Origin of the sequence: Pseudomonas sp. CC120222-01a (assembly GCF_003097235.1) — a bacterium.
Taxonomy (GTDB): Bacteria; Pseudomonadota; Gammaproteobacteria; order Pseudomonadales; family Pseudomonadaceae; genus Aquipseudomonas.
Genome location: NZ_QEQQ01000004.1, coordinates 272,197 through 285,803, shown reverse-complemented (window position 1 = coordinate 285,803; position 13,607 = coordinate 272,197). Strand labels below are relative to the sequence as shown.

11 protein-coding genes and 1 riboswitch are annotated in these 13,607 nt (G+C 64.4%); of the genes, 5 read left to right on the top strand and 6 right to left on the bottom strand.

Annotation, left to right across the window (positions count from 1 at the left end; translation table 11 throughout):
* The first annotated feature begins 417 nt into the window (after positions 1–417).
* Positions 418–1,188 (top strand): helix-turn-helix transcriptional regulator, encoded by a 771-nt coding sequence (locus tag N430_RS08350; RefSeq protein ID WP_110639013.1) that lies wholly within the window; start codon positions 418–420, stop codon positions 1,186–1,188.
* Between the two features lie 17 nt (positions 1,189–1,205).
* A complete protein-coding gene (locus tag N430_RS08345; protein WP_110639012.1) occupies positions 1,206–2,615 on the top strand; it encodes an efflux transporter outer membrane subunit in 1,410 nt (469 codons plus the stop codon).
* 3 nt (positions 2,616–2,618) lie between these two features.
* On the opposite strand, the gene mntP is transcribed toward N430_RS08345, so the two are convergent.
* Positions 2,619–3,185 carry a manganese efflux pump MntP gene (gene mntP, locus N430_RS08340; RefSeq protein WP_110639011.1) on the bottom strand — a complete coding sequence of 189 codons (567 nt, stop codon included), beginning with the start codon at positions 3,183–3,185 and terminating at the stop codon, positions 2,619–2,621.
* Positions 3,186–3,195: 10 nt separating this feature from the next.
* Positions 3,196–3,366, bottom strand: a riboswitch (yybP-ykoY riboswitch).
* A gap of 120 nt (positions 3,367–3,486) precedes the next feature.
* Between mntP and N430_RS08335 the strand changes: the two genes are divergently transcribed.
* Together N430_RS08335 and N430_RS08330 are read left to right on the top strand one after the other, a co-directional pair.
* On the top strand, positions 3,487–4,377 hold the full coding sequence (locus tag N430_RS08335) for a universal stress protein (protein ID WP_110639010.1): 891 nt from the start codon (positions 3,487–3,489) through the stop codon (positions 4,375–4,377).
* Positions 4,378–4,621: 244 nt separating this feature from the next.
* Positions 4,622–6,757: a TonB-dependent siderophore receptor gene (locus tag N430_RS08330; RefSeq protein WP_110639009.1), complete on the top strand. Its 2,136-nt coding sequence runs from the start codon at positions 4,622–4,624 to the stop codon at positions 6,755–6,757.
* 30 nt (positions 6,758–6,787) lie between these two features.
* On the opposite strand, the gene N430_RS08325 is transcribed toward N430_RS08330, so the two are convergent.
* The 3 genes from N430_RS08325 to N430_RS08315 all read right to left on the bottom strand — a co-directional run bounded on the left by N430_RS08325 (position 6,788) and on the right by N430_RS08315 (position 8,985).
* The gene (locus N430_RS08325) at positions 6,788–7,309 is read right to left on the bottom strand and encodes an acyloxyacyl hydrolase (protein WP_110639008.1); all 522 of its coding nucleotides are present in this window, start codon (positions 7,307–7,309) and stop codon (positions 6,788–6,790) included.
* A gap of 296 nt (positions 7,310–7,605) precedes the next feature.
* Entirely contained in the window at positions 7,606–8,058 is a 453-nt protein-coding gene (locus N430_RS08320) for a carboxypeptidase regulatory-like domain-containing protein (protein ID WP_110639007.1), read from the bottom strand.
* A gap of 60 nt (positions 8,059–8,118) precedes the next feature.
* The gene (locus tag N430_RS08315; RefSeq protein ID WP_218278049.1) at positions 8,119–8,985 is read right to left on the bottom strand and encodes a LysR family transcriptional regulator; all 867 of its coding nucleotides are present in this window, start codon (positions 8,983–8,985) and stop codon (positions 8,119–8,121) included.
* A 107-nt stretch (positions 8,986–9,092) separates the two neighbouring features.
* Between N430_RS08315 and N430_RS08310 the strand changes: the two genes are divergently transcribed.
* Positions 9,093–10,478 carry an aldehyde dehydrogenase family protein gene (locus N430_RS08310; protein WP_110639006.1) on the top strand — a complete coding sequence of 462 codons (1,386 nt, stop codon included), beginning with the start codon at positions 9,093–9,095 and terminating at the stop codon, positions 10,476–10,478.
* A gap of 36 nt (positions 10,479–10,514) precedes the next feature.
* On the opposite strand, the gene N430_RS08305 is transcribed toward N430_RS08310, so the two are convergent.
* Both N430_RS08305 and N430_RS08295 read right to left on the bottom strand, forming a co-directional pair.
* Positions 10,515–12,428: an AAA family ATPase gene (locus tag N430_RS08305; protein ID WP_110639005.1), complete on the bottom strand. Its 1,914-nt coding sequence runs from the start codon at positions 12,426–12,428 to the stop codon at positions 10,515–10,517.
* Between the two features lie 182 nt (positions 12,429–12,610).
* Entirely contained in the window at positions 12,611–13,510 is a 900-nt protein-coding gene (locus N430_RS08295) for a helix-turn-helix domain-containing protein (RefSeq protein WP_110639003.1), read from the bottom strand.
* Positions 13,511–13,607: the final 97 nt, after the last annotated feature.

Here is a 13,607-nt window from a genome sequence, read left to right as displayed (position 1 = left end):
GAGGGGGCAGGTCCTTCTTGGCTTGAATATCCGCGGATTCAAGCACCCCCTCCCCGCACTGTATGGCCCCTTAATCCCGGACAACCAGACGGCCTATCAATAGCAGCTGAAAAGCCTGTAGGAAATCAACCATGGCGCGTCGCCCTTGATGGCTTACGCCACGCCTGTTTGAGCGGGAACGGAAGTGAATCGTCAGGGATATGGCGCCATTTCACTGACCAATCCGGGCTTGCTGCACAGCCGTCACCCTTTCATGCCCCACTCATGGGGTAGGAATTGCTGGCATTTTCTGTCCCGGTTTTCCATTACAGACGCAGCCCGGGCTGCGGGCTTGAATACCGACACCCGTCCCCACCACCCGGAGCACTCGACCGCGAGACCACCCGCCGTAACGCGTTGAATCAAGGAAGAAAGCATATGAACCTGACCGCCAGCCTCGCACACCGCCCCGACCCTCAGCTGTACCTGCAACTGGGCGAACTGATCGCCAGTACCGGCGCCGACGCCTTCGCCGCACAGATGTTGCGCCTGGTTGATGCCCAGGTACCGATCCACAGGCTCGAGCTCAGTGAATGGACCTTGGACCCGCGCCAGGCCCGTGTCAGCCACATCAGGCTGCTGGGCAGTGCCGGCCTGGAGCAGCAGCGACCCGGCAACGGGCCACTGCGCCACCCGCTACTGCAGAGCATCATGCAGATGGACGACCCGCTGCTGATCGAGTTCAAGGCCCCTCTGGACGCCCAACATCCCCACCAGTGCCACCTGGTGTCCTGCAGCGGCGACCGGCGCTGGGTCATCTGTTTCCATCGCCTGCCCGAGCAAAGGGCGTTTACCCTGACCGAGCTGTCACACCTCAAGAGCCTTTCCGACACCTTGCTGCCCCTGGTCGAACACCACGGCCAACTGCTCGGCCAGGGGCAGGCCCAGCGCGTCGGCTCGCCTTTGGTCGACCTTGAAGCCGGGTCATTGCGCCACACTTTTGGCGAGCGCCTGGCCCAGGAAGCCGTCAAGCTTTCCACCCGCGAAGAAGAAGTGTGCATTGGCCTGCTGACAGGGGGCACGGTGCCGGAAATGGCGCAGAAGCTGAACGTGAAGAACAGTTCGATCGAAACCTACCTCAAGCGCGCTACCGCCAAGCTGGGGGTCAGTGGCCGCCATGGGCTGGCGAAATGGATGGCCAACGCCTGACTGCACGAGAGCCCGTGATGCCCCGACATGCCCTTACCCTGTGCGCCGCACTGCTGTGCGGCTGCTCCCTGGTGCCGGACTATCAGCGCCCCGCCGCCCCTGTGCCCGGGCAATTCCCGCAAGGCCCGGCCTACCAGGGTGACAGCTTGGCCCGTCAGGCCGCCGAGGACTGGCGCCCGGTGTTTCAGGACCCGGTGCTGCGCCGACTGATCGACAGCGCCCTGGCCAACAACCGCGATCTGCGCGAGGCGGCGCTGAACGTCGAAGCCTACCGCGCCCAGTACCGCATCCAGCGTGCCGACCTGCTGCCGAAGGTGTCGGCCGATGCCCAGGGCAAGCGCCAGTACCTGCCGCGGGGCATGACCGGTACCGACCAGGGCATGATCAGCTCGACCTACGCCGCAACGCTGGGTATCAGCGCCTACGAACTGGACCTGTTCGGTCGCGTGCGCAGCCTCAGTGACCAGGCGTTGCTGACCTACCTGGCCAGTGAAGAGGCGCGGCGCAGCACTCAATTGAGCCTGGTGGCCAGTGTCGCCAGCGCCTACCTGACCTGGCGGGCCGATCAGGAGCTGCTGGTGTTGTCGCAGGAAACCCTGGCCGCCGACGAGCGCAGCCTGCGCCTGACCCGCGCCCAGCGCCGCGCCGGCACGGTATCGGCACTGGACCAGATACAGTCACGCACCAGCGTCGACAGCACCCGGGCCACGGTGGCGCGCTACAGACGCCAGGTGGCCCAGGACCTCAACCAGCTGACCTTGCTGGTGGGTACGCCGGTGGAGGGCGACCTGGCCGCCCTGCCCCTGGCCGACGAGCAGATCGCCGGGCTGCCAGCGGGCTTACCCTCGGACCTGCTGCGCCGCCGCCCGGACATCGTCCAGGCGGAATACCAGCTGCGCGCAGCCAACGCCAACATCGGCGCAGCGCGGGCGGCGTTCTTCCCCAGCATCAGCCTCACCGCCAACGCCGGCAGCACCAGCCCGCAGCTGAGCGGCCTGTTCGACGGTGGCAGCGGGACCTGGCTGTTCCAGCCACAGATCAGCCTGCCGATCTTCACCGCCGGCAGCCTGCGCGCCAGCCTGGACTATGCACGGCTGCAGAAGGACATTCAGGTGGCGCAGTACGAAAAGGCCATCCAGAGCGCGTTCCAGGAAGTGGCCGATGGCCTGGCGGCTCGGGCCACCTATCAGCGCCAGTTGCAGGCGCAGCGCGAGCTGGTGGCGTCGAGCCAGCGTTACTACAACCTGGCCGAGCATCGCTACCGGATCGGCGTGGACAGCAGCCTGACCTTTCTCGATGCCCAGCGCTCGCTGTTCACGGCGCAGCAGGGTTTGATCAGTGACCGCCTGGCGCAGTTGGTGGCGGAAGTGAACCTGTATGCGGCGCTGGGTGGAGGGTGGCAGGAGGCCGCTGAGCGGCCTCGCTAGCGCTTATGCCGCGCTCAGGTGCTCATAGAGAATGGTCGCACCGACCAGCATCAGCACAATGCCGCCAACGATCTCGGCACGCTTGCCCACCACCGACCCCAGCGCTCGCCCAAGCATGGTGCCAATGGTCACCATGGTCATGGTCGCCAGGCCGATCGCGGCGGCCGCCACCCAGATGTTCACGTCGACAAAAGCCAGGCCGACGCCCACTGCCAGGGCATCGATACTGGTGGCCACAGCCGTCACCGCGAGGATCCAGAACGAATGCTGGCTCTGTTTCTCTTCCTCTTCATCATCCGGCTTCAGGCCGGCATGCACCATGTGCGCGCCGAGCAGCAGCAACAAGGTAAAGGCGATCCAGTGGTCCCACTGTTCGACATACTGGCTGGCCGCCTGGCCCAGCAACCAGCCGATGACCGGGGTAATGGCTTCGATGACGCCAAAGATCAGGCCGGTGCGCAGGGCCTCGGCCAAACGTGGCTTGTGCAGGCTCGAACCCTTGCCGATGGCGGCCGCGAAGGCATCCGTGGACATGGCGAAGGCGAGAAAGACGAGGGAAATGGGATTCAACGATCGGACTCCAGCCGGGCAACGAGTCAACGACAGACGACCTGCAGGCCCGGCTTGGCTGCAGGAAGGTCGTTGGTCTCGCCAATCCGGGTGGATGCGCTGGCCATGGCAGGTTGCCAAATATGTTGACCAGAGCGCCTTCGCAGTGCGTGAAGGCAGGCTACTCCCCAATGAGTGGCGCGATGATACCAGCGTCAGGTGAAAAAAGCGTGAAGGGTTTTGCCTGGCTGAACGGGGTCTAGACTGTACAGACCAGATGACATGGCATGAACCGGGGGGCTGCCACACGTGGAGGTGTGCGATGAGCCAGTTCAAGCGTCTGTTCGTCATGCTCGGCCCGCAAATGCGCCATTCCCCGGCGCTGCAGCGCGCGGCGGCGCTGGCCGAGTCCAGTGGTGCCCTGCTGGATATCAATGTGTTCGTCGACGATGTCGACACCTTTGGCCTGATGAGCGACGGCCGCGAGCGGGAACGGCTGCTCGGTGACAACCGCCAGTGGCTGGCCGACGAAGCCGAGCAACTGGGCAACGCCGGGCTCGATGTGTCCACTGAACTGCTGCTGACCCGTGACCCGCTGGGCAGCGTGCTCGAACGCATCGAACGGCTGGGTTGCGACCTGCTGATCAAGGACGTGCAGCACGAACCGGTGCTCAAGCGTCTTTTAGTCACGCCGCTGGACTGGCAATTGCTCAAGGAAAGCCCAGTGGCGGTGCACCTGGTCAGCGACATCCGCCTGCCGCTACCCCGGCAGATCGCCGCGGCGGTGGACCTCAACTGCCACGGTGCCGGCGAGCACCTGGACGACCAGGTGATCCACGGCGCCCATGCCCTGGCCCTGCAATGCAACGCCGAACTGCACCTGCTGCATGTGTGCGATGCGGCCAAGACCCATATCGCCGACTTTGGTGCCGGCACCGTGACCATGCCGGGGTTCGATGGCAGTGTGCGCACGGCGCAGCGGGCGGCATTCAACCGGTTGGGCGACCACCACCAGATTCCGCTGGAGCGACGGCATTTTGTCGAGGGCGCGGCGATCCGGGCGATTGCCCAGTTCGTCAGCCACAGCCGGGTGGATGTGATCGTGATGGGCAGCCATCGGCATGATGCGATGCAGACGTTCCTGGGCGGGACCACAGCGCATGTGCTGGAGCATCCGTTGTGCAATGTGCTGGCGATCAAGGGTGCTCACTGAGCCCTGAGTTGCCTGGGTCGGCCTCTTCGCGGGCTTGCCCGCTCCCACAGGTATACCACCAGCCTGATGGGCTGCGGGGCCGCTGTGGGAGCGGGCGCGCCCGCGAAGAGGCCGGTCCTGCCAGGCGCACGGTATCTGGTACACCAGTTCTAATAAAAAAGAATGCATTTGATAATGATTCGTAGTAGTTTCTCGACGCTTCCCACACTCCCCCTCAGCGCCCTACTCCAGGATCGTACCGTCGATGCGTCGCACGTTCGTTTCGCTTTGTGTGCTTCAAGCTATCTCCCCGCTGGCCTTCGCCGAGCCCGAACCGCTCAATGATCCGGCCCGGATCGAACTCCAGGCCCTGAACATCACCAGCAGCGCCGACAGCGAACGCGCCGATGGCCCGGTGGATGGCTACAAGGCCACCCGTTCGGCCAGCGCCACGCGCACCGACACCGCCCTGCACGAGACCCCGCAGTCGATCAGCGTGGTGCCCAAGGATGTGCTCGAAGACACCGGCGCCACCCGCCTGCAGGACGGCCTGGACTACGCTGGTGGCGTCGGCCGCGCCAACAATTTCGGCGGCCAGGGCCTGACCACCTTCACCGTGCGCGGCTTCACCACCGGCGAGTTCTACCGCAACGGCTTCCCGATCAACCGCGGCTACCCCAACGCCCCCGATGCCAACACCGTCGAGCGCCTGGAAGTGATCCGCGGCCCGGCCACCAGCCTCTACGGCCGTGGCGACCCCGGTGGCACCTTCAACGTGGTCAGCAAGCAGCCGCTGGCCGAGCCCAAGGTGACCCTGGGTAGCCAGTTCGACGACCAGGGCATGCACCGCGCGACCCTGGATGCAACCGGACCGTTGAATGCCGATGGCTCACTGGCCTATCGCCTGAACGTGCTGGGTGAAGGTGGCGACAGCTTCCGCGACGATGTCGAGAGCGAGCGCTATGACGTTGCACCGGTGATCAGCTGGCAGGTCAACGACGCCACCAAGGTCATCTTCGAAGGTGACTTCATGCGCAACAACCACCCGCTGGATCGCGGCCTGACCCGCCTGCCCGGCCAGATCGGCACGGCCTCGCGCGACACCAACATCTGGGAAAAAGGCAGCGACAACCTGCTGCACAACGACAACAACATGGCCCAGTTGCGCTTCGAGCACCTGCTCAACGACAACTGGACCCTGGGTGGCGGCCTGCAATGGCTGGACGGCTCGCTCAAGGGCAATGCCGTGGAAGCCAATGGCCTGCAGGCCGACGGTCGCACGCTGGGGCGCAACTTCAACTACCGCAAGCTGGAGTGGACCGACCGCGACTACCAGCTCAACCTCACCGGCCACTTCGACACCGGCGGCTTCGCCCATACCCTGCTGACCGGTATCGAGTACGAAGACTACGACTACAACTCGATCATCCAGCGTTCGGCCGCCGGTACCGGCGCCTACCCGATCGACATTTTCGACCCGGTGCTGGGCCAGCCGCGCCCTGCCCTGACCCGCACCACCACCCATGACAAGGAAAACCTCAAGACCTGGGCGGCCTTCATCCAGGACCAGGTAGCCCTGACCGAGCGCCTGAAAGCCCTCGCCGGGGTACGCTTCGAGCGCTACGAGCATGATTACGACAACAAGCTCAACAATGCCGGTGACTTCAACAAGGGCGAAAACGGCGTCACCCCACGCTTCGGCCTGATCTACGACCTGACCGACACCGTTGCCGTCTACGCCAACACCGCGCGCTCGTTCAAGCCCAACAGCGGCGCGAGCCTGCAAGGCACTGGCTTCGACCCGGAAAAGGGCAAGTCATATGAGTTGGGCGTGAAATGGGAAGCGCTGGACCGTCAGCTGAGCGTGGACGCGGCGATCTACCACATCGTCAAGGAAAACGTGCTGACCCGCGACCCGAACGACCCGACCGGCACCTACAGCGTCGCTGCCGGCGAAGTGCGCAGCCGCGGCCTGGATATCAACGTCGCCGGCAACCTGACCCCGGAATGGCGGATGATCGGCGGTTACGCCTATGTCGACGCCGAGGTGACCAAGGACAATAGCATCCCCACCGGCACCCGCCTGGCGAACATCCCGCGCAACAGCTTCAGCCTGCTCAACACCTATGAGTTCCAGGATGGGCTGGCCAAGGGCCTGGGACTGGGGGTTGGCGTGAAGTATGTGGATGACCGCGCCGGGCAGACGGCGGCCAGCACCTACACCATGGAGCGCTACAGCGTGGTCGACCTGCTGAGCTTCTACAAGGTCAACGAGCACGTGCGGTTGAACCTGGACGTGAAGAACGTGTTCAACAAAGGCTATGACGAAGGGGCGTTCAACACCTACGTGTACCCGGGGGCGCCGCGCACGGTGCAGGCCGGGGTTTCCTACACCTTCTGAAAGGCTGGGGCCGCCAGGCGGCCCCAAACATCAGAAGCTCTTGCTGTAGAACAGCGAGTAGGATTCGATGCCGTCGTTCGGTTGCTTGATGCCGGCATTGGAATAGTGAATCAGACGGACCCCGACCTTCTGCGCACCCGGCAGCTTCAGGCCAAAGCCGATGCGGTCTTCGAAGTTGACGGCCGAACCCAGGTCATGGTCGCCCACCTCGGTCTTGGAGAAGGCCGCCAGGCCGATACCGGCTTCGACGTACGGGGTGTAGGTGAAACCGCTGAACTCATAGGTGAACACCGGGCTGAACGACAGCGAGTGGGCACCGCTGGCATCGCCACCTTCCCAGTAGGTGTAGGCCGCATCCCAGTAGCCCGTCACATAACCGATGTCGCTCTTCAGCCACTGCTTGTCCCAATCGAACGACATACCGAGGCGGTAGGTCATGTCGCCTTGGCCGGTCGCCCCCACGGCACCGGAAATCTCTGCGGCCTGAACCAGATTGCTGCCGGCAAGCGCCAACAGGGCGGCGGCCAGCGTGCTGGCAAGACGGGTTTTCATCAATGACTTCTCCTGATGGTCACACGGGCAAGTGGGGGCTTGGGCCCCTCGATTTTTGCGGTGAACGGTGCATCCAACCGGTCACACGGGGTAATACTTTTCTGATTATTGTCCAGATAATCAGAAAGTTGAAAGTGAATTGCCAGCATTGTTTGAATTTACCCGCAGTGCCCAGGTGGCTCAGTCGTAATCAGCCTCCTCCCTGCTGCTCCAGTGCTTGCAAGGGTGAGTCGAGGCTCATGCCGGCAGGCTCCCCTCCAGGTGGAGTACAGACGTACTCCACCCGTTTTCACCGATCAGTGCCAGTTCAGGCTGGCAGTGGCAGGCGTCTTGCCGTTCACGGTGACCAGTTGCTGGACGGTAGTGCCCTGCCCCTGGCCGACAACCTTGTACTGGCCCGGTGGCAGCTGGACATAGACCAGTGGCCCGGCATCCTGAAGGCTCAACACCGACTTGCCTTGTGCGTTCTGGATATCGACCGCAGCGCCGCTTTCGAACTGGCCGTGGGCGCCGGTCGACAGTTCGACGTGCAGATCATAGCCCTTGGTGTGGCGCATGGCATTGGCCTCGTCCTGGCCGATACCACCTTCCAGGTAGCGCACGCCGTTCTGCTCTTGCGGCTGCAGCTGCACGGCTTGCATGTCGATGGGGGCGTTGTGGTCGTCCACTTCCGCGGCGGCGGCCAGGGTCCAGGGCAGCGCCAGTGCGATCAGCAGCGTGGCGCCCAAAGCATAGTGATGGTTACGCATGGTCAGCTCCTCCTCAGGGAGATGGCTTACCTAATGTTGGACCCCATCCACTGCTGATGTTCACGCCGTTCGCCGCTCTTCGAGAAGTTTCACGAACATGCTCAGGCTGCGCGAAACCGTGCCGCGGCGCCACACCAGCCAGGTCTTCAGGTAGCGGAACTGCTCCTGCATCGGCCAGGCGCAGACCGTGCTGCAGCCGGGCATGTTGTCGAGCATGCTGCGCGGCAACATGGCCAGGCCGGCACCGGCGCTGACGCAAGCGAGCATGCCGTGATACGACTCCATTTCGTGGATCTTGCCGGGCACCGCCTGGTCCTGGACGAACCAGTTCTCGAAGTGGTGGCGGTAAGAGCAGTTGGCACGGAAGGCGTAGATGCTCGCACCGTTGACATCCTGGGCACGTGTGACCGGAGCGTGATTGAGCGGCGAGATGATCACCATCTCCTCCTCGAACACCGGCATGCCTTCGAGCGTGGGGTGCAGCACCGGGCCGTCGACGAACGCCGCCACCAGGCGCCCCGCCAGCACGCCTTCGAGCATGGTCCCCGAGGGCCCGGTGGACAGGTCGAGGTCAACTTTGGGGTAGCGCTGGTTGTAAGCGGCCAGCAAGGCCGGAATACGCACCGCTGCCGTACTCTCCAGCGAACCCAGGGCGAAGGTGCCTTGCGGGTCTTCGCCGGCCACGGTCAGCCGCGCCTCGTGCACCAGGTCGAGGATGCGCCGGGTGTATTCAAGGAAGTTCCAGCCCGCAGGCGACAGGCGCAGGCGGCTTTTTTCGCGGATGAACAGCTCGACGCCGAGGTCCTCCTCCAGCTGCTTGATGCGCGTGGTCAGGTTCGACGGCACCCGATGGATGTGCTGGGCGGCGGCACTGATGCTGCCCTGCTCGGCCACGGCCTTGAAGATCTCCAGTTGCACCAGGTCCACAGTCATTCTCCAAACGTGAATGTTTCGCTCATTATTATTCAGTTTTCATTAAAGCCATAGCCCACTAGTCTGGCGTCACTGATTAACAACAACGAGAGTGCCCCGCCATGAGTGCGATCAGCAGCCTGACCCACGCCATCTCCGTCGACCCGTTCAGCGGCGAGCAGATCGGCGCCTACCCCTTCGACACCGACGCCGCACTGGAAGCGGCGCTGCAACGTGCCAAGGCTGGCTACGGCCAGTGGCGCCAAGTGTCGCTGGGTCAGCGCAGCGAGTACCTGCTCGCCCTGGCCAGCACCCTCGAAGCCAAGGCCGAAGCCTTCGCGCAGATGATCAGCCGCGAAATCGGCAAGCCGATCGCCCAGGCCCGTGGTGAAGTCGCCAAGTGCGTTGGCCTGTGCCGCTGGTATGCCGAGCACGGCCCGGCCATGCTCGCCGCCGAGCCGACCCAGGTCGAGAAAGCCCGCATCGAATACCGCCCGCTGGGCCCGATCCTCGCGGTGATGCCGTGGAACTTCCCGGTCTGGCAGGTGCTGCGCGGCGCCGTGCCGGCGATCCTGGCGGGCAACACCTACGTGCTCAAGCACGCGCCGAACGTGATGGGCAGCGCCTACCTGCTGGGTGAGCTGTTCAAGGACGCCGGCCTGCCTGAAGGCGTGTTCGAAGTGCTGAACGTCACCCCGGACGGCGTCACCCGCGCCATCAACGACGTGCGCATCGCCGCCGTGACCCTGACCGGCAGCGTGCGCGCCGGCATGGCCATCGGTGCCCAGGCGGGTGCGGCGCTGAAGAAGTGCGTGCTGGAGCTGGGCGGTTCCGACCCGTTCATCGTGCTGGCTGACGCCGATATCGACGCCGCCGTGCAGGCCGCCGTGATCGGTCGCTACCAGAACACCGGCCAGGTCTGCGCCGCCGCCAAGCGCCTGATCATCGAAGAAGGTGTGGTCGAGGAATTCACGCGCAAGTTCGTCGAAGCCACGCGCAAGCTGAAAATCGGCAATCCGCTGGAAGACGACACCTACATCGGCCCGATGGCCCGCTACGACCTGCGTGACGAGCTGGATGGCCAGGTCCAGGCGACGCTGGCCGAAGGCGCCACCCTGCTGCTGGGCGGCAACAAGGTCGAAGGCGTGGGCAACTTCTACGCACCGACCGTGTTCGCCAACGTTACCCCGGACATGACCGCCTTCAAGCAGGAGCTGTTCGGGCCGGTGGCGGCGATCATCACGGCCCGTGATGCCGAACATGCCGTAGAGCTGGCCAACGACAGCGAGTTCGGCCTGGCATCGACCATCTACACCGCCGACTATGCGCTGGCCGAGCGCATGACCGCCGCGCTGGACACCGGTGGCGTGTTCATCAACGGCTACTGCGCTTCTGACCCCCGCGTGGCGTTTGGTGGCGTGAAGAAGAGCGGTTTCGGGCGTGAGCTGTCGCACTTCGGTGTGCGCGAGTTCACCAATGCCCAGACCGTGTGGCTGGATCGTAACTGATTCAAGGCATTGGGGCCGCTTTGCGGCCCCGATTCTTCAATCCCGGACCTGGTCCTTGACCCAGTCCAGCATCCCCCCCGGCACGATCAGTTCATGCCGCGCCCGCGAACAGGCGGTATACAGCCCCGCCAGCATCCGCGCCCGCTCGTTGCGATTGCCCGCCGTGCTCGGTGCCACCATCAGCTCCGGCGACACCATCACCCGGGCGAACTCCATGTTCTTCACATCCCGCACCCGCCCGAGGAACAGCTTCGGCGCCTTGTCCCAGCGGTAACGGCTCTTGGCCTTGGCAAAGTGCTCGGCGGTATAGCCTTTGCGCAGCATGCCGGCCACGGCGACAAACGCCTTGTCGTCACCCTTGTCCTGCTCCAGCGCCTGCCAGCTGGGGTAACGGAACAGCATCGGGTGGCGCGCCCGGGTGCCGTAGCGGTACAGCTCGATGCAGTCCTCGACGAACAGCTCGAAATCCTTGCGCGCACTCTTCAGCAGCACGAACGGTACCCCTTGATGGGTCAGGCGCTGGAACCAGCCGAACAGGCCCCACTCGTCATCGACGATCAAGGCGGTGGGCTGTTCAGGTACCGTCACCGTGTCGAAGAAGCTCACCCGGGTGTAATGCTCGGCACTGCCACTGAAGGCGGCCTGGATCGCCGCCGGGTGCGCCTGGATCAACGGGTTGAGCACGCCATCCATGGCCGGGCCGGCGCGCAACGAATGGTCAATGTAGCGCTGACGGATGAAGTTGCCATGGTGCGGGCTGAGGCCGTTGAGGTTCTGCAACTCGTCGCCCAGGGCAATCACTGACTGCGGGCTGCGATCGAGCACGGCCAGCATCGGGGCGGAAAGCTCATGGGCCTCGTCGACGATGACGTGGCTGTAGCGGCTGTCGATCACCTCGGCCGTCAGCGACAGCAGCTTGACCCGGTGGTAGTCGCGTACCGGCAGCTGGATTTCACGGGCGGACGGGCGGATCAGTTCGTGCCAGTACAGGCGGGCCTTTTCCAGCAGCACTTCCTGGTCCAGCGGCGTGGTGCCAGGCCCGGCCCAGGGCAGGTGATGCAGCTGCAACTGGCTGTCACCGCTGCGGCAGAAGCTGCGCACGGCCTTGACGCACAGAGCCACCACATCGCGCGCGGCGAGCGGGCCGATGTCGGGGATGTTCAGCCAGCGCACCACCTGCGCCTCCTGCGGGCGCCAGGACAGTTTGGTGCGGTATGGGTCGCGCAGGCGCCAGCCATTGCTGGTGAGGTCTCGGTTTAGAATTTCGTCGGCCAACTGGCCGAACGTCAGCGCGGTGTAGGCCTGGGCATCCTTCACCCGTGCCTGCAACGCCCGCAACTGGCCTTCGGTGAGGGCCAGCAACAGCGTGCGCTGGGGGTCGAGCAGGCGCGCGAACTGGTGGATCAGGAAGGTCTTGCCGGTGCCGGCGAAGCCCTGCACGGCTACCGATTCGTCGACGCCGCAGAGGAATTCGCGCAGCAGACGGTTCTGCTGGTCACTGAGCATCAGGTCGCTGGCCAGTGACGGCAGGTACACCGGGTGCAGCGGGGTTACGCGCTGGCGATAGCTGTCGGCGAACTGGAAATTCCACTGGCCTTCGGCGTCCTGGAACTCGTCGGCCTGGTACTCGGTTTCGGCTGACACCAGGGCGACGCCGTTCTCACCGAGCATGCCCAGCCCCATGGCGAACGCCTCGCGGTCGAAGTGTTGCGCGACCTGCCGCTGGAAGCGGCCCGGGGCTGCGGCTTCGACTTCATTGGCGATGCGCACGATCTCGGCGAAGCGGCGCTCCTGTGTGTCCGCCGAGGCGCTGGCCGGTTGGCGCGGCAGGTTCTGCACGAACAGCACGGCGGCAGCTTCCAGCAGGCTGGCGCTGGGGAAGAAGTCGGTGGCGAGGGGCGCGCTGGCCAGGCGGTCGGCCTGGTCGCTGGGCAAAGGCAGGTAGAACATCGGGACCTCGGGTGGAAACTGCCGGGCACGATAGCAATTTTCCAATGGGAATGCTGGGTTGTCTGTACCGACCTCTTCGCGGGCACGCCCGCTCCCACAGGGATATCACCAGACCTGAGGGCAGTGATGTCCCTGTGGGAGCGGGCGTGCCCGCGAAGAGGCCAGTATGGACAACAAGAATCTCAGCCCCTACCCCGCTTGAGAGTCTCGCTCGGAAATTCCTTGAACAACTGCCGGTAACTCTCTGAAAACCTTCCCAAATGCCAGAACGACCAGCGCATGGCCACCTCAGCCACGGTCACCTCACCGCCGCGCAACAGATCCCGCCGCGCGCCGTTGAGCCGACGCAAGCGCAGCCAGTGCGCCGGCGGCATCCCGGTAAACGCCTTGAACGCCTGCTGCAGCTGGCGCAGCGACACACCGGCCACCTCGGCCAGCTCCACCAGATTGAGGGTTTCTTCCGGGCAATCTGCGGCCCACTCACTGACCCGCTGCATGATCGCCCGCTCCTCGCCACGCCGCCCCAGCGCCCCGCCCTGCAAGCGCTGGCAGGCGTTGTCGAGGATGAACAGGCAGTCCTCGAGCAACTGCTCGGCCAGTGCCTGCCCTTGCAGTGGGCAATCGGCCTGGCCAAGGCGGGTCAAGGTGGCGCTAAGCCAGCTGCCGAACAACGCATTCTGGCCGCTGCCCAATGGCACCATGAACAAGCCTTCGAGCCGTTGCGGGTCCAGGCCGTGGCGGGCGAGAAACGCCTGGTCGAACACCACGGCGACTTCCTGGTAGTTCTCCGGCGTGATCCAGATGTTGCGGCTCTGCTCGTTGAGCAGGTACAGGCTGTTTTCGCTCTGGTCGAAACAGAACGCCAATGAACCGCTCGGCGCACGGAAGAACTGCTCGACCCGGGTATTCAGGCGCTCTTCGTATACCTCTACACCATCGAGCCCCAGGCAGCGCAGTTGGCCACTGAAATGCCCTGGCGACATCTGCCGGTATTGCTGCTGCCATCCGGGGGTGGCGCGCACCTGTTCGGTGACATCGGTGGTGTGGAAAGCCTGAACCTGCAAGGCATTGGCCGTTGTCACGCTTTGTCCTATTTGCACTCTTTTGGTGCATTCATTGCCGAAGAAAGTGGATAGATGGCTTTGCGGGCCTGCGCTCAAGATAGTCTCCAGCGCGCCA

Excerpts from the sequence above, each read along its gene's own strand:
- N430_RS08330 (WP_110639009.1), top strand. The coding sequence starts at position 4,622 with ATGCGTCGCACGTTCGTTTCGCTTTGTGTGCTTCAAGCTATCTCCCCG.
- N430_RS08335 (WP_110639010.1), top strand. The coding sequence starts at position 3,487 with ATGAGCCAGTTCAAGCGTCTGTTCGTCATGCTCGGCCCGCAAATGCGC.
- N430_RS08345 (WP_110639012.1), top strand. The coding sequence starts at position 1,206 with ATGCCCCGACATGCCCTTACCCTGTGCGCCGCACTGCTGTGCGGCTGC.
- N430_RS08325 (WP_110639008.1), bottom strand. The coding sequence starts at position 7,309 with ATGAAAACCCGTCTTGCCAGCACGCTGGCCGCCGCCCTGTTGGCGCTT.
- N430_RS08310 (WP_110639006.1), top strand. The coding sequence starts at position 9,093 with ATGAGTGCGATCAGCAGCCTGACCCACGCCATCTCCGTCGACCCGTTC.
- N430_RS08305 (WP_110639005.1), bottom strand. The coding sequence starts at position 12,428 with ATGTTCTACCTGCCTTTGCCCAGCGACCAGGCCGACCGCCTGGCCAGC.
- N430_RS08350 (WP_110639013.1), top strand. The coding sequence starts at position 418 with ATGAACCTGACCGCCAGCCTCGCACACCGCCCCGACCCTCAGCTGTAC.
- N430_RS08320 (WP_110639007.1), bottom strand. The coding sequence starts at position 8,058 with ATGCGTAACCATCACTATGCTTTGGGCGCCACGCTGCTGATCGCACTG.